This window comes from Symmachiella macrocystis (assembly GCF_007860075.1).
GTDB lineage: Bacteria > Planctomycetota > Planctomycetia > Planctomycetales > Planctomycetaceae > Symmachiella > Symmachiella macrocystis.
Genome location: NZ_SJPP01000001.1, coordinates 1,490,172 through 1,504,890, shown reverse-complemented (window position 1 = coordinate 1,504,890; position 14,719 = coordinate 1,490,172). Strand labels below are relative to the sequence as shown.

General features: G+C 57.5%; 13 protein-coding genes. 4 read left to right on the top strand and 9 right to left on the bottom strand.

Features of this window, described 5'->3' with window-relative positions:
- Nucleotides 1-295 precede the first annotated feature (295 nt).
- The 8 genes from CA54_RS05885 to CA54_RS05850 all read right to left on the bottom strand — a co-directional run bounded on the left by CA54_RS05885 (nucleotide 296) and on the right by CA54_RS05850 (nucleotide 9,036).
- Complete coding sequence (locus tag CA54_RS05885; protein ID WP_146369899.1) at nucleotides 296-1,780, bottom strand: proton-conducting transporter transmembrane domain-containing protein; 1,485 nt, start codon at nucleotides 1,778-1,780, stop codon at nucleotides 296-298.
- Nucleotides 1,781-1,796: 16 nt separating this feature from the next.
- Nucleotides 1,797-3,386 (bottom strand): complex I subunit 4 family protein, encoded by a 1,590-nt coding sequence (locus tag CA54_RS05880; RefSeq protein WP_146369898.1) that lies wholly within the window; start codon nucleotides 3,384-3,386, stop codon nucleotides 1,797-1,799.
- Between the two features lie 32 nt (nucleotides 3,387-3,418).
- Nucleotides 3,419-5,278: a proton-conducting transporter transmembrane domain-containing protein gene (locus CA54_RS05875; RefSeq protein ID WP_146369897.1), complete on the bottom strand. Its 1,860-nt coding sequence runs from the start codon at nucleotides 5,276-5,278 to the stop codon at nucleotides 3,419-3,421.
- The gene (locus CA54_RS05870; RefSeq protein ID WP_146369896.1) at nucleotides 5,275-5,595 is read right to left on the bottom strand and encodes an NADH-quinone oxidoreductase subunit NuoK; all 321 of its coding nucleotides are present in this window, start codon (nucleotides 5,593-5,595) and stop codon (nucleotides 5,275-5,277) included. The genes CA54_RS05875 and CA54_RS05870 overlap by 4 nt, the downstream gene beginning before the upstream one ends.
- Nucleotides 5,592-6,332 (bottom strand): NADH-quinone oxidoreductase subunit J, encoded by a 741-nt coding sequence (locus CA54_RS05865; protein WP_197532226.1) that lies wholly within the window; start codon nucleotides 6,330-6,332, stop codon nucleotides 5,592-5,594. The genes CA54_RS05870 and CA54_RS05865 overlap by 4 nt, the downstream gene beginning before the upstream one ends.
- Before the next feature lie 77 nt (nucleotides 6,333-6,409).
- A complete protein-coding gene (locus CA54_RS05860; protein ID WP_146369894.1) occupies nucleotides 6,410-7,420 on the bottom strand; it encodes a hypothetical protein in 1,011 nt (336 codons plus the stop codon).
- A gap of 7 nt (nucleotides 7,421-7,427) precedes the next feature.
- A complete protein-coding gene (locus CA54_RS05855; protein ID WP_146369893.1) occupies nucleotides 7,428-7,799 on the bottom strand; it encodes a hypothetical protein in 372 nt (123 codons plus the stop codon).
- Nucleotides 7,800-8,124: 325 nt separating this feature from the next.
- Complete coding sequence (locus CA54_RS05850) at nucleotides 8,125-9,036, bottom strand: DUF58 domain-containing protein (protein ID WP_146369892.1); 912 nt, start codon at nucleotides 9,034-9,036, stop codon at nucleotides 8,125-8,127.
- 125 nt (nucleotides 9,037-9,161) lie between these two features.
- Between CA54_RS05850 and CA54_RS05845 the strand changes: the two genes are divergently transcribed.
- The 3 genes from CA54_RS05845 (at nucleotide 9,162) to ligA (ending at nucleotide 12,054) form a co-directional block, all read left to right on the top strand.
- On the top strand, nucleotides 9,162-9,551 hold the full coding sequence (locus CA54_RS05845) for a hypothetical protein (RefSeq protein WP_146369891.1): 390 nt from the start codon (nucleotides 9,162-9,164) through the stop codon (nucleotides 9,549-9,551).
- A complete protein-coding gene (locus tag CA54_RS05840) occupies nucleotides 9,548-9,901 on the top strand; it encodes a cupin domain-containing protein (protein WP_145374251.1) in 354 nt (117 codons plus the stop codon). Before CA54_RS05845 ends, CA54_RS05840 begins: the two co-directional genes overlap by 4 nt.
- 134 nt (nucleotides 9,902-10,035) lie before the next feature.
- Nucleotides 10,036-12,054, top strand: coding sequence for an NAD-dependent DNA ligase LigA (gene ligA, locus CA54_RS05835; RefSeq protein ID WP_146369890.1), 2,019 nt, complete (start codon nucleotides 10,036-10,038; stop codon nucleotides 12,052-12,054).
- 106 nt (nucleotides 12,055-12,160) lie between these two features.
- Here the strand turns inward: ligA and CA54_RS05830 are convergent, their stop codons facing one another.
- On the bottom strand, nucleotides 12,161-13,315 hold the full coding sequence (locus CA54_RS05830) for a sialidase family protein (protein ID WP_146369889.1): 1,155 nt from the start codon (nucleotides 13,313-13,315) through the stop codon (nucleotides 12,161-12,163).
- Between the two features lie 297 nt (nucleotides 13,316-13,612).
- On the opposite strand from CA54_RS05830, the gene CA54_RS05825 reads away from it, so the two are divergent.
- Entirely contained in the window at nucleotides 13,613-14,674 is a 1,062-nt protein-coding gene (locus tag CA54_RS05825; RefSeq protein ID WP_146369888.1) for a dipeptidase, read from the top strand.
- The last annotated feature ends 45 nt before the right edge of the window (nucleotides 14,675-14,719 follow it).

Sequence of the window (14,719 nt, the reverse complement as noted above, 5' to 3'; positions counted from 1 at the left end):
TAGCCAACCCCGGCGGGAAATGCATCCTTAGGCCGCCAGACGTGGTGCAGGAAGCTGCCATGGGATTGAGATTTAAAAAATTAGCACAACTTGAAACAGCTGTGCCAATGTGTTGTCACCGCTGTCTGCTAAATCAGATTCATCAGCCTATGTGCTCGACGGCGGTGGTTTTGCGACCCATGTTTAATTGAGATGGAATTGGCGTGGGCATGCCTGCTGCGAAATCACCGCCGTTTATTTTCATAACACCGCACCGGCCTGGGAAATCTCGCTCTTACCAGCGGCGGCCGCGCACTTAACGGATGAGCCAATCCCACACAGCCCGCGGAAAGAGGCTCGCGGCGATGAGCGCGAATGCCAGTGCGACGGCAACGAGACGTGCTATATGACCCTGTCGCGGCTGGGGTTTGTTCAACGGCGGATGGAAGAACATCAGGCTGATTGTGCGTACAGCAACGGCTGCCATGACCATCCCGCCGACGACGCCCGCGCCGGCAGCCGTGACGAAACCGCGGTGAAACGCGACTAGGTCGAGCGGATTCGGCACATACGCTGCTAAGGCCGTCCACAACAGAGCTGCTTGACTCCAAAAACCTAACAGTGGCGGAAGGCCTGCGAGGCTGAATAAAAATAGCAACACGGCCGCTGCCAACGTTGGCTCAGTCCGTGACAACCCGGTCAGTTCATCCGTGAACCGGCATTTTTCATCGCCACCTCCCAAGGACAAAAACACGGCGGACAAACCGGCCAGCGCGAGGGATGTCGCCCCTAATTGACCGGTCCAAGCGGCGCGTGCTTGTTGCAATTCCAGGCTGTCTCCTTGTTGGACGCGCCAACAAATGACCGCCAAACCGAACAGCCACCAACCGGTCTGGGCCATCGCCAAGTTGGCCAAGAGTCGTGGAACACGAGTTTGAGTCAGCGCCATCAACGCCCCTCCCAACATCGTGATCACCGCCAAAACCAACAGCAAAGCAACTCCGACGTGCGTCGCTACAGGGGAAGGCAGCAAGCAAATTCGCAGTAAGGCAGAAATCGCAGCCAGACGCGGTACGAGCAACAGGACCCCCGCCGTCCAACCGTCGACGCCATTTACGACGTCGACCATCGCGAAATGAAACGGCACAGCTGCCAGTGGAATCGCCAAGCCGGTGATCAGCAAGATCAAGGCGGCGCTAGGCATTGCTGTATGATGCGCTGCGGTCGTTGCGTTGAGATTCATTACCGACAGCGTCGTCGTGCCAGTCAATGCATACAGGAACACGAACCCTAAAACGGTCAGACTCAACGATAAACCCGCCATGATGGCGAATTTTAGCGTCGCTCCTTTTGCCGTTGGAGTCCGCTCACTAACAAACAGAACCAAAACCAGTGGCAAGTAGGCCAAGGCCAGCGCAGCGGTCAGCAACACCAGATCATCAGCCATCGCCGCCAACAGGCCTCCAGCTGTGCTGAACAATAGCATCGCCACACTTTCCACGGCCGATCGTTCGCCGCAAGAGCGTTGCGACAGTAAGCCGGCGAATACGCCACCGACGCCGAGCATGATCCACTGCAATGTCTCGATATGCGGATCGACGGTAACCTCGGCGATCTCTGTTGCATCAATGCCGGAGGAAATCCACGCTTTAGCGGCGCCGGCGGCGATGAATATGCAGACGCCGATCGCGCCCACCCATACTTTGCTGAGACGGCGATGTTGAAATACCATCAGCAACAAGCAGGCTGTGGCAACCAGAATGATCTGGGGACAAAGTATCGCGAGGGTCGGATTGGTCATACCTGCCTCCCCCCCTTTAGCGATCTAAGTTGCGGTCATCAATGCGTACGACGGCAGCAGGCAGCGACTGTTGCTGTGCGACAATTTGCGACACGGCCGTATCGGTGCGGCTGAAGAAAATTTGCGGCGCCACGCCGATGCACAATACTGCGATGATCAGCGGCAACACAGCCGCCATTTCTCGCAGATTCAAATCTCCGCGAATCGCCTGGGTGATGGTCTCTTGCGGCGTCCAGGAGGGATGATCGATGACCGGTTCGCGAAACGTTCCCCCAAACACGCGTTGCATGACTCGCAAGAAACACCACGTGCACAGCACAAGCGCCACTAGACCAGTGATCGCAAACCCCGGATGAATCTCCACGACGCCCATGGAGACTGTGGCTGTCGCGATAAATCCACTGGTCAACGGCAACGCAATCAGAGAAGCGACGCCAATGAACGTCACGCCTGCCAAGCGAGGATACCGACTCGCAAATCCGCTAAACGCCTCGGCTTCTCGCGTGCGATACCGCGTGAACAACGCGCTGGTCACACAGATCACGATTCCCAGCGACAACCCATGACTACACAGTGCCAACAGGCTGCCGTTGATGCCGATCACGGTGCTTGAAAACAGTCCCAGTACCGAAAAGCTGGCGTAACTCACCGTCAAGTTTGCCGTTAAGCGCTTGAGGTCATCCTGCACCAGCGCCAGCATCACGCCATAGATCGCACCAATAGCGGCCGGCCAGAGAAAATATCCGGAGAGGTCGCCGCACAGTCCGGGAAACAGCGGCAATAACAATCGCAACCAGCCATAGAGGCCGATTTTTATCCAAGCGCCGCATAGCATCAACAGTCCCGCCGTCGGCGCTTCGACTGCGGCATCCTGCAACCAAATATGCAGTGGAAACAATGGCACATGAATCGCAAAGCCCAAACCAATCGCCGCAAACAGCCACAATTCAATCCCGGCCCAATACTGAGCGTTTTCGGAACTGGCCGCCGCGAGTTGTGGCAATTCCGTGACCAATTGCTGCAGATTCAACGTGAATTCCGCGCTGCCCGACATCCAGTGGTGCGAAAGCACTAGCAGCCCGCAACCGGCAAACGTCAAACCGCTGCCGACGAGCGTAAACAAAAAGAACTTGATTGCCGCCGGCCGTCGATCGGTTCCCCCCCAACCGCCGATCAAAAAAAACAGAGACACCCGCGTCACTTCCCAACAGAGAAACAACCACAGAAGATTGTCCGTCACAAAGACTCCCAGCAGACCCGCTTCCAGAATGAGCAGGCATGCCAAATACAAATCAATCCGTGGATGGGCGCGGATGACGGTGATCAATACAGCGGCATAGGTCAGCAAGGCCGTTAAGACCAGCAACCAAACGTTGATACCATCGACGTGCCATGTGGGTGGAAAGAATAATGAACTGGATGTCGAATGTGTGTCGACGGCCAGTGGATCATAGGTAACGGCGATCCAGAGCGTTGCCGCCAATGTTGCTATGGTGAAGCCGGTCGCTATCCCCTGCGCCGCCCGCGGGCGCGCACGCCCCCCAACGAGCACGGCGATGGTACCGGCCAGTGGGAGCAGGACGAGTGAAGAGACTAAGTCGGACATCAAATCATTTCAGGCGACGCCAGAAGGGATGGTCAGCGCACGCCGGTGCCGGACCAGAGAACGACCGCGAAAATCATGGCCACTGCTGCCACGATCATCAAGGCATAAAACTGTATCAAGCCGTTTTGCAGCGACTGCGCGGACTTCGCGAATCTGACCGGCAGTCTCGCAAATGTGCCGATGAGTATGCGATCAATAAAAAACCAATCCACAAACCGGCAGAGCAACGACCCGGCGCGTAACGGCAGAGCGACGCCCAAGAAGTAATAGTCACGCAAATAGAATTCGCGGCTTCCCAAAGTCGTGAATGGTCGCAAGAGGCGCGCGACCGGGGTGGGAAGACGACTATCGGCAACGCGCGCTAGCCACGCCGTGATGACGCCGCCCACAACAGTCGCGGTGAGGATGGTTTGTACAAAGCGATCCTCACTCATCGGCGCGACGCCGGGCAATAGATAATTGTTCAGCCATCCAGTCAACGGACCAAGCACCGCACCCGCGGCCAAGGTCGCCCCGGCGAGCAGCAGCAACACGCCGTGTTGAGGCCAAGTCGGGGGCGCTGCCTTTGCATGATTCTCGCGCATGGCTGCGTCGTGGACAGCTGAGGGCCACAGTAATCGGAACAGGCCGACCGTCGTGAAAAAAATCGCCCCCACCGCACACCAGAAAAATACCGACCACCATGTTGATGTTGTTGCGTCGGCGACAACACCCGCATTGCGGACGAGGGAAAGAATCGCTGTCAGGCTCCAAAAACCCGACAGCAGGGGAACTCCACACAGCCCGACGGTCGCGCAAAGAGCGACTGTTTTTTCAATGCGAGAGCGGCCAGTCGCCAGACAAATAACTGCCATGCCGGTCGAGAGGATGGCCAACTGCATCCCGGCGACCGCGATACCATCCGGCGCGCCGGTTCCCACAGCCAGCCAAATCAATCCCAAGTACGCAATCGTAACAAAGGCGAGAAGTCGTGCACGTGACGTGAGCGTGGCGGCGATCCACCCGGCGGCCAGTGCCGTCCCGCTGCCGATAGCGGCCACCACCAACAATCCGTTGGGTATGTGCGCGAGAAACGTTTCGAAGCGTAGCAACAGAGAAATCCCGGCGACGCCGCTGCCCACACATTGCAAACAAGCCGCCACTATGGGGGATTCTTCACCCGCATCGGGCAACCAAACCCACAGCGGAAACTGTGCGCAACCCGCAATGGCCGCCACCAAGATGCCGATCCCGGCGATTGTCTCCTGACTGGTGAAATCTCGATTTTGAATAGCGGCCAATAGCTGCGCGCTTTCCAACGTTCCCGTCGTCCCCCACAAAATGCACGCTGCGATCAGCAATCCACACCCGCCGACTGAAAGCACTAGCGCGGATTTTCGCACGGCCATGCGACGCCGCAAATCGGCCCCTGCTTCACCCGCTAAGCCGCACACAGCGACGGCCAGCAATTGCCAGGCCACAATCAATTGCAGAAAATTCTCGGAGGCCAGCAACAAGACGGTCACGCTGACAGCACCTGAAAGCAGACACAACCGGCACCAATCCGTGGCTGCCGTTGAAGGCCCCATTGCCGCATGCAGAACAATCAGCCCGCCAACTACCGTGACGATAAAAATCAGCCATGCGGTCGTGTGGTCGGCAACCAGTGACAGCGAGACGGTGAACGGGATTTGTCCCGGCAGGGAAAACCATTCGCCCACGACCACTTGCAACGGTTCCGATTGTTGCGACGTGACATACAACAAGCTTGCGCCGGCGGCTGAGGTTGCCAGTCCACCGAGACCGGCGAGCGCCCGGCAGGCGCGGGGCATGCGCAGTAATCCCCCCAGCAACACGACCACGCAAGTCGTGAGTGGAATAAAAAATGTCGAAATGAGACTAACGTGGATCACGCGCGGCAATCTTCCTGTGGATGCCCGGTTACAGTTTCGATTGTGCGGCGGCGGGACAGGACCCGAAAAAATGTCACTGCCACGACGGTTTGAGCAGTGGCCAGGCCCCCGATGAGGAATAACCAAGCAGCGCCGCTGACATCTTCCCGCGATGCACTAAGCGCAGCAAGGGCGACGCACGTACCTTGCAGCATGATTTGTCCCCCCAAAAGCAAGTGGAACATACTCCGCCGACAGATCACGCAAAGAGTTCCTGCGACGAACTGAAACATCGCGAACACGAGCAGATTGTGCAACATCGCCGGATCGATTGTCATGCCGCTGTGCCCTCCGCAGGTTGCGCCGTCGGCTCCGAAGGTCCGCCCGTCATCATACGCGACACGGTTACCATGGCGATCATCAACAGCAGACTGACAACGGTCAGGCTGATGCCGTGATCGAACAACAGCGAACGTCCCAAGTCACTCCAGCCAAATCGACTGGAGGAATCTGCGATAGCTGTCGCGCGGGGCGGTTCTGTAGAGACGGCGGGTGGCAGTGCACTGAGTAGTCCTGTGAATAACAAAGCCGAGACCGCACAGGCGAGCCCGGTGATTCCCCAAGACGATTCGGGGGGCGATTCGTCGTTCGTCTCCGAAACGGCGGCAAAGAGGAGCAAGGTTCCGAGGAATCCCACGTTGACGATGAGGTTCATCACACCGACGATCACCGTGCCGCCGACAAAAAGCAGTACTGTATTGGCCAACACCGCAACAACAAACCAAGCCAGCCCACGGCGACGACTGCGGCTGGTAATGACGGCAATGGTAGCCACCAATCCACAACCGGCTGGAACCAGAAAGGAGAGCGTCGAAATAAACGACGACGAGATCGCGATGAGAGAATCGCCGCTGGTGAGTGGGAATAGGCTCAACAGGACGGCCAAGGCGATGATGGCGATAGCGGTTCCCGTGCGGCGCGGTGCGGGTTTGCGCTGTATTAGCAGCAGAGCGACTCCCCCAGCCCCCAGTCCGCAGACGATCAACGTCGTTATCGGCAGTCCTTGCACGCTCATCCGTGAATCCCTGGAAAAATCCTCACCTGGGGACGCGACAGGCGCTCGATCACGTCCCGCTCTTAAACAAACAGGGGCTAACAGCCGGTTTCTGTTTTGTCGACAACCATGCCTTTCCACAGCGCGGTTACGTGCGTGCGGTGAAACATCAACCCGTAGGTGATCATCCCGCCGGCAACGATCCATGACAACAACCCGCGCGTCATGAAGTCATCGGGACGTAACCACGTTTCGGTGGTCAACGCGATCATCAAATTCGTCCCCGCCACCGCCAGCAATAAGTTTCCGGCGATGTTCTCGACATCAGACGTTTGCCGTGCCGCACATTTTGTCCGCAACCATGCCAACCCGCACAAAACAGCCGCCAATTTGACGGCTACCACCATCGCCCGCAAAACCACGGCGGCCGTAGTGAAAGTGTCGTCGGTAGTGTACGTCGTGATTCCCCAGAAATACCAGCCTCCGCCGAACAGCCCGATCGTCAACAGCGCCAAGACGATGCACTGGAGATGCACAATCAATTCGATCTCCTGCGGAGGATCGGCCCGGCTCAGACACAGAACTCCTACCGCAAGCAAAAACACCGCACATCCCAACGGTTGAACGATTGCCACCCAGGATCCCGCTTGCGCTTGGACATTTGCAATATTGGCAAGATTATAACTACCGAACAAAAATCCCAGACCGGCCAGTGCGCAGACCATTGTCAACCAGGTGGTCATGGTGCGGAGCAGCGCTGAGAATTCCCCGCAACTCCCCACCACCGGAAGGTAACGTACGATTTCCAATCCGCCGCACGCGACAACCAGCCAAACGGCGATCCCCTGGGACGCTGGCCAAGCGGACATCATTTCGGCCAACACACTCCCCAGCGCCGCCGTCCAAGCAAAGAGCCGAAATGCCCCGCCGAATGCGTGTGCAAGGGATGCAGGCTGGGAGATCAGTCCCGCCCCGAAGATTTTTCGCCCACGTTGAACCAAACGGGCACGCGTGATGCGACGGCCGGTAATGAGGTATTCCTCAACGACGATCATCCAACAGACCGCTGCCGGAATTCCACAACAGAGGATCAAGAAAGTTGTCCACATGGTCGTCTCACTTCACATCCGGTCGCCCAAACCGGCAGCCATAGAAAACGCACAACAGTAACGGAGCCAGAAAAACCAACGTCCGCACAAACGCCTCCACGCGATTCGCCGCCACCGGTTCTGCAGCATGCAAGGCCGCGGCGATCGGCAGCAGCAATACCATGCCGGTGCCCAGCAGAGCGATCAAGATTGTCCGCCGCCACAAAGCAGGTCCCGGTGTTTTTATATCGAGTACTTGCGTGTCTGGATTCTCAAGGTTCGAATCAACCGAAGCACCACCGTCCCGCCGCCGCAGTCGCAGCGCATTGATCAACAGCACTGCAACGAGACTGCCGCAGACGACGAACAACAGTACCAAATTTGTGGAATTGACAAGCATGGGCGGATGTTGGCACAGATTGCTCAGTGGGTAAAGAGGAGTCCGGGGGGGGGACTAGTGGCCGGTGGCCAGGAAGAGTTGGCGGTAGCTAGTAGCCAGTAGAGTTGGTTGGGGATGGGTGTTTGGCAGTCATCGGGTGGCAGCGATTGCCAACGGCAATCGGTGTGCTGTAGGCACAAGAAGCAGCAATTTCAGCTGTCCCTACCAACAGACTCTGCTTGTTTAAGATCGCGGAAATTGCGGATTCTTGCGGGCTGCGCCCGCCCCGATAGCAGAGCTATCGCGGCCACCCCGGAGTTTTTCATTAACCGGACCAACGCCCGTTCTAACGCCGCCCTTTGGTCACGCGCGCACGGGCATCCAGATAAGCCCCTAAGGCGCGGGCGTAGGGCATTGCTGTGGTGAATGGGCAATAATCGACACCGATTCCAGTCGAGAGACCTCGCAGCTCGTTGCAGAATTCTCGGTACTTGGTCAAATAGTGCGAACGCAGGCGATGGGGGTCGACCAATTGCGGTGAATGGGTGCCTTCCAAGTCGCGGAATTGTGTGGGGCGGCTGAAGGGGAAATCTTCCTCTTCGGGGGCGACAATATGAAACAGTAGCACTTCGTGCCGCGCGTGCCGAAATTGTCGCAGCGCGCGGGATAAAGCGTCGAGATCGTCAAAGCAATCGCTCAGTAGGACCACCAAGCTGCGACGGCTGAGCGTCGGGACGATCCTTTCCAGCACCGACCCTAGACTGGTTTCGCCCCCCGGAACAACGTGACTCAATGATTGTACGAGTTGCGGGAATGCCTGCGGCTTGGCGGATGGTTCGATGTTGTCCCGAATCTTCGTGTCGAACGTCACCCAACCCACAGCATCGCGCTGTAGCAGCAACAGATATCCCAAAGCGGCCGCTAATTGTCGAGCATAGGCGAGTTTGCTGAGCGTCTTGCCCGCATACGCCATGCTGCCGGAGCAATCGACGATCAGTCGACAGCGGAGATTGGTTTCGTCTTCATACTCTTTGACGAAATACCGCTTGGTCTTTCCATAAGCCCGCCAATCAATGTGCCGGACTTCATCGCCGGGGTGATATTGCCGATGCTCCACAAATTCCACGCTGGAGCCTTTGTGGGGGCTGAGGTGTTGCCCCATCATGAATCCCTCGACGATCCGTTTGGCCACGACCTCCAGATTGCCGATTCCGGCCAAAGCGGTGGGGTCGTGCAGAGCGGCATCCTGGGGGGACATGGGCAGATCCGTGAAATCGGTGTAGAATCAGCGGTATCGAAACTCAGTATCGGAGAATCGAGGAGTCGTTTTTGATAGCGGTCTCCCTACCGTCCTACCGATCTGTGCTGATGATCGCAAGCGAAATGCCTGACCTTGAACTCGCGGCGACCCACAAGAGTACCTATAATTCCGCTATAGCGATCCCCTGTTTTCTCAACACGGCCGAGTTTAAAACGATGCCTGAGACCCCGCCCCGCAACAACATTTTTTTCCCTCTGACGATCGTCGCTGGGACATTGTTTGCGATCACAATTCTAGCCGTTACGATGGCGACGCTCAGCGACCCCCGTGCGCCGGTGGCGAAATTCCTCAATGCCTATGCCGGAATTCTGATCGGTGTCGAAGTGGGAGCCATCTTGACGCTCGGTTTTCTGGCCATGACCGTCGACCGGCTTCATACTTTGCGAGAAAACCGCATGACTATCACCAACCCGCCTGAAGCGGAAACCTCCACGAAAGGGCCCGAATCATGAAAGTTCGCAATCACGAAGCGATCACACAAACCCCGGTCGAGATGGAAGGGGCCGTCGGCGCCAAGGTGCGGTGGTTGATCGGCGAAGACGATGGAGCTCCCAATTTCGCCATGCGAATGTTCGAACTCGAACCGGGAGGCGAAACCCCCAAGCACAATCATCCCTACGAACATGAAGTCTATGTGCTCGAAGGCAACGGACGAGTCTACGAAGGGGAGACCGAACATTCGATCGCTGCCGGCGACTGCATCTACGTCGTCTCTGACGAGGTGCACCAGTTTCGCAATACGGGCGATGCTCCGATGAAATTTCTCTGCATGGTGCCGATCATGAACAAATGCACCGATTGAACACCGCGCAATTTCGCTGGGCGGGAGGGCGAAGCTCCCGCTGAGCCGCGCGCTACCCAAACGGTTTCCTCTCTAGCGGCCCGGCGGAAGTCTCGCCCTTCCGGTCAACCCCTTCTCCCATAGCGCTGCCCGCCATGTCTGCCAAAGTTCAAAAGCAAATCGAAAAGCTCCGCGACGAATTGCGGCGGCATAGCTACTTGTATTATGTCGAGGCACGCCCGGAAATTCCGGACCGCGAATTCGACAAACTGCTCAAGCAACTCGAAACGCTCGAACAACAACACCCCGAATTCGACACGCCCGACAGCCCTTCGCACAAGGTGGGCGGCGAACCGATTGCCGGGTTCAACACGGTCGAGCATCGAGAGCCGATGTTGTCGATCGACAATGTCTATGATGTCGACGCTGTGCGCGATTTCGACACGCGCCTCAAAAAACTGCTCGGCAGTGACGACGATTTGGCCTATGTAGCGGAGTACAAAATCGACGGTGTGGCCATTTCGCTGATTTACGAAAATGGTCTGTTGGTGCAAGGTGTCACCCGTGGCGATGGGCGGCAGGGGGATGACATCACGCACAATGCCCGCATTTTACGAGGCGTCCCGCTGCGGCTGCGGGGAGACAATCCTCCCCCCGTGCTCGAGGTGCGTGGCGAGGTCTTCATCAGTAATCCCGACTTCGCGCACATCAAAGCCGCGCAGGCCCAAGCCGGTGAGCAAGTCTTCATCAATCCCCGCAATTCCGCCGCCGGCGCGCTGAAGTTGCTCGATCCCAAGATCGCCATCCAACGCAAGCTGCGGTTTTTTGCTCATGGAGCGGGGTATGTGGAAGGCGTTGAATTCCCCACGCAGATGGAGTTCCTCACCGCCATCCGCAATTGGGGCATTCCCACCACTCCCGGCGTCACGCTATGCCCGTTCCTCGATGTGGCGCTGACCCAATGTGAAACATTCATTGAGAACTTACACTCGTTGGATTTTGAAGTCGACGGCATTGTGCTCAAGGTCAACGACCGGGAAGTCCAGGAGGAATTGGGGCGGACCAGCAAAAGCCCGCGCTGGATTTTGGCTTACAAGTGGGAGAAGTACGAAGCGGTCACGCAGATTGAAAGCATCGACGTGCAAGTCGGCAAGACCGGCGCGCTGACACCCGTAGCGCATCTCAAACCGGTGGAAATCGATCTGACGACCGTCTCGCGAGCCAGTTTGCACAATCGGGACGAAGTCGAACGGTTGGGTGTTCGTATCGGCGACTGGGTTGTGGTCGAAAAAGCGGGCAAGATCATTCCGCACGTCGTCCGTGTCGAGGAAGACCGTCGCGATGGGACCGAAGAGGAATTCCCATTCCCCAAGAATTGCCCTGTTTGCGAGACACCGGCGGTGCAAGACGAGGGAGGTGTCTACGTCCGTTGCCCCAACCCCGATTGCCCCGCGCAATTGCGCGAAACCTTACGGTTCTTCGCCTCGCGGGCAGCGATGGATATCGAGGGCTTGGGCATCAAACTGATCGAACAATTGCTAGCGGCAAAGCTGTTGACGAGCCTGACCGATGTGTATCGTTTGTCTGACCGCCGCGAAGAACTGCTCGCGCTGGAACGGATGGGAGAAAAATCAGTCGACAACCTGCTCGCCGCCATCGAAGGTTCCAAGACGCAACCGCTCTGGCGGCTGCTGACGGGCTTGAATATTCGCCATGTCGGCACGAACACGTCGCAGGTCTTGATGCGACGGTTCGGCACGTTGGATGAAATCATGCAGCAAACCGAGGAACAGTTGGCCGAAGTCGATGAGATCGGCCCGGTCATCGCCGCAGCTGTGTCCCAGTTTTTCCATTCCGAAGTCGGCCGCTGCATTGTTGAGGAGTTGCGGGGGTTTGGATTGAACTTCGGCGAACCAGTCGAAGCGCAAGAAACCGTGGAAGGTGATTTGGTTTTCGACGGGAAAACGATCGTCGTCACCGGCACGCTGACAAAATTCACGCGCGACGAGATCAAGGAGTTGATCCGCAATCATGGCGGAAAGGCGGCCGGTAGCGTCTCGAAGAAGACCGACTACGTCGTCGCCGGCGAAAAAGCGGGCAGCAAACTCGACAAGGCGACCAGCCTGGGCGTCCCGGTGCTGACCGAAGACGAATTCCTGGCAATGGTGAAATAACACCCCCCCTCAGCCCCCGGCTCCGCCGGGGGGTAACGCGGATGGGTCATTTCCCCCCCGGCAAAGCCGGGGGCTGAGGGATGAATTGGCGGAATTCGCGGGCGGATTATTTTTTGGCCTTCGCGTCGAGTTCGTCCATGGTGAAACGAACGCTGACGATATAAGGCTTCTTGCCTTTTTCCCAATGACCGTACGTGGTGGTGACAAACGTGCCATCGGGCAGCAATTCAACGGCGGGGTAGGCACAGTCGGCTCCGCGATGATTGTCCATCAACCGCACACGGTATTGCCCTTCGGTTCCGTTGACGATGTCGTCGTACGTTCCGACCCAGCCAACCCAATCCCCTTTGGTGGGACTCTCGTGTGTGGTGTCGCGGAACGAGATGAACAACCGTCCGTCGGGCGTATAACGCCCCGTATGCCGGTCGCCGGTCAATGCCGCCGGAAGTTGTCGCGGCTTGCTCCAAGTCTGACCTTCGTCGTCGGAGAAGATGACGAACGAATTCAGTGTGCGGCTATTTTCCCGCAGCAACACGGCGATCTGTTTCCCATCAGGCGAACGAATCCAACCCGGTTCGCACAGATGCGCTTGTGGGTGTTGGGCAATCACTTCTGGTTGGCTCCAAGTCAAACCTCCGTCGCTGCTGACGGTTTTATACAAATGGAACTGCACTGGTTTGGTTTGTTTGGAGTCCTTACGGAGAAAACGACCGTCGTCATGAAACAGCGCCATGTAGTCGCCATTGGCCAAACGGCCCACGCAGGACATGGTGACGATTCCGCCAAAATCACCGATCGGTCTCAGCGGACTCCAACTGGCGCCGTCATCTTCAGAGACCGCCATGCGAATCGGGTGTAGTCCCGAAAACATAATCAACCGTTTGACGCCTTGCTTGTCGATCACGCGATGGATCGTGGGAACTTCTTTTGATGTCGACCAGTTTTCCGGCACAGGCAGACGCTCCGACCAGGTCAATCCGCCATCGTTCGAGCGTTTCATCACAATCGCGCCACGGCCATGCCCCTGGGGATAGACGCAAATCATGGTCTGATTGTCTTCCAACAGCACCGTCGTCGGATGTCCCAAATATTGCCCCGGCTCACGGTCCACGACGACTTGCCGCTCGGTCTCGCCGGCCAAATCGACCACGGGGATCGTATAATCCCGCCGTAACGGTTTCTCAGTTTCGTCTCCTAGGACGGCGCTGCTGACGACAGTCAAAATAATGAGCGTACAAAACGGGACGAAAGCGCGGTGCATGGGGTAACCTCGTCGTTGTTCGATTGATAACCAGTTCGGATAGACCAATAACCATATCAGCATAAACGGTGAACTACCGGTGAGGAAAGCGAGCGGAGTAAAGAATTCGCACGGTGATGCGTCACTGTCGCCGGCCATTTCCCAAACCGACGGCGTGCCAAACGCTACGATTGTCGGTCGCCTGCATTTCAACCATTTCGCATGCGCGTTAAAGTGGTATCTCACCCGGCGAAAGCCGTTGCCGGGTGACCTCCACCAAAATTCCCACCACGAAGCGAATAGAAGGCCCTCAGCAAAATGTTGATTTTCGACGCCCACCTGGATATGGCTTGGAATGCTCTGGAATTCAATCGCGATTTGATGCTGCCGGTCAGCGAGATTCGCAAGTTCGAGCGTCAATTCACGGACATCGTACCGGGTGAAAACACCGTTTCCTGGACGGAGTTACGGAAAGGCAATGTCTTTCTCACCATCTCGACGCTGATCGCCCGGCTGCATCGCAAAGATGCGGTGCGAACGTTTTACCAGTCCCGCGAAGCGGACTATGGAGCTGCTCGCGGCCAAATGGCGTATTACCAAGCGATGGTCGAACGGGGCGTGCTGCGGCCGATCACCGACGCAGCGACTCTCGATGCGCACGTCGCCCAGTGGGAAAGCGGCGACACGGATGAGCTGCCGATGGGCTACATCCTGAGCATGGAGGGGAGCCAGCCGGTTCAAAATCCGGAACAGATTCACCACTGGTATGAGTTGGGTCTACGGATTTTGGGCCCCGCGCATTACGGCGAAAACCCGTATTGTTTCGGCACCGGCAGTAAAGGAGGCCTGAAAGCAGACGGACCGGCGCTGCTCAAAGCGATGGATGCCGTCGGCATGTTGCTGGACGCCACGCACTTGGCGGATCAATCCTTTTGGGAAGCACTGGACATCTTCGAAGGCCCGGTCTTGGCCAGCCACCACAATTGCCGCGCACTGGTCGACGCCGACCGGCAATTGACGGATGAGCAAATCAAAGCCCTGATCGAGCGCGGTTCAGTCATCGGCGCCGCCATGGATGCCTGGATGATCCAACCCGGCTGGGTCATCGGCGTCACACAACCGAGCGACGCGTGTACGTTGTCGACATTAGCGGACCACATCGACCACATCTGCCAAATCGCCGGCAACGCCAACCACTGCGGCATCGGCTCGGACCTGGACGGCGGGTTCGGCAAGGAACAATCCCCCCACGACCTAGAGACGATCGCCGATCTGTACAAACTGGGAGAAATCCTCAAATCCCGCGGCTACAGCGATGCCGATGTTGAGGGCATCATGTATCGCAACTGGGTGGATTTCTTCCGGCGGGCTTGGGCGTGAGTAGTAGGCGGTAGGCGGTAGGCGGTAGGCGGTAGGCAGTAGGGC

What these genes read in the sequence shown, in the direction of transcription:
- CA54_RS05830 (WP_146369889.1), bottom strand. Translation starts at nt 13,315, where the DNA reads ATGCACCGCGCTTTCGTCCCGTTTTGTACGCTCATTATTTTGACTGTC.
- CA54_RS05855 (WP_146369893.1), bottom strand. Translation starts at nt 7,799, where the DNA reads ATGCTTGTCAATTCCACAAATTTGGTACTGTTGTTCGTCGTCTGCGGC.
- CA54_RS05880 (WP_146369898.1), bottom strand. Translation starts at nt 3,386, where the DNA reads ATGTCCGACTTAGTCTCTTCACTCGTCCTGCTCCCACTGGCCGGTACC.
- CA54_RS05860 (WP_146369894.1), bottom strand. Translation starts at nt 7,420, where the DNA reads ATGTGGACAACTTTCTTGATCCTCTGTTGTGGAATTCCGGCAGCGGTC.
- CA54_RS05870 (WP_146369896.1), bottom strand. Translation starts at nt 5,595, where the DNA reads ATGACAATCGATCCGGCGATGTTGCACAATCTGCTCGTGTTCGCGATG.
- CA54_RS05885 (WP_146369899.1), bottom strand. Translation starts at nt 1,780, where the DNA reads ATGACCAATCCGACCCTCGCGATACTTTGTCCCCAGATCATTCTGGTT.
- ligA (WP_146369890.1), top strand. Translation starts at nt 10,036, where the DNA reads ATGTCTGCCAAAGTTCAAAAGCAAATCGAAAAGCTCCGCGACGAATTG.
- CA54_RS05850 (WP_146369892.1), bottom strand. Translation starts at nt 9,036, where the DNA reads ATGTCCCCCCAGGATGCCGCTCTGCACGACCCCACCGCTTTGGCCGGA.
- CA54_RS05840 (WP_145374251.1), top strand. Translation starts at nt 9,548, where the DNA reads ATGAAAGTTCGCAATCACGAAGCGATCACACAAACCCCGGTCGAGATG.
- CA54_RS05845 (WP_146369891.1), top strand. Translation starts at nt 9,162, where the DNA reads ATGCCTGACCTTGAACTCGCGGCGACCCACAAGAGTACCTATAATTCC.
- CA54_RS05865 (WP_197532226.1), bottom strand. Translation starts at nt 6,332, where the DNA reads ATGAGCGTGCAAGGACTGCCGATAACGACGTTGATCGTCTGCGGACTG.
- CA54_RS05825 (WP_146369888.1), top strand. Translation starts at nt 13,613, where the DNA reads ATGTTGATTTTCGACGCCCACCTGGATATGGCTTGGAATGCTCTGGAA.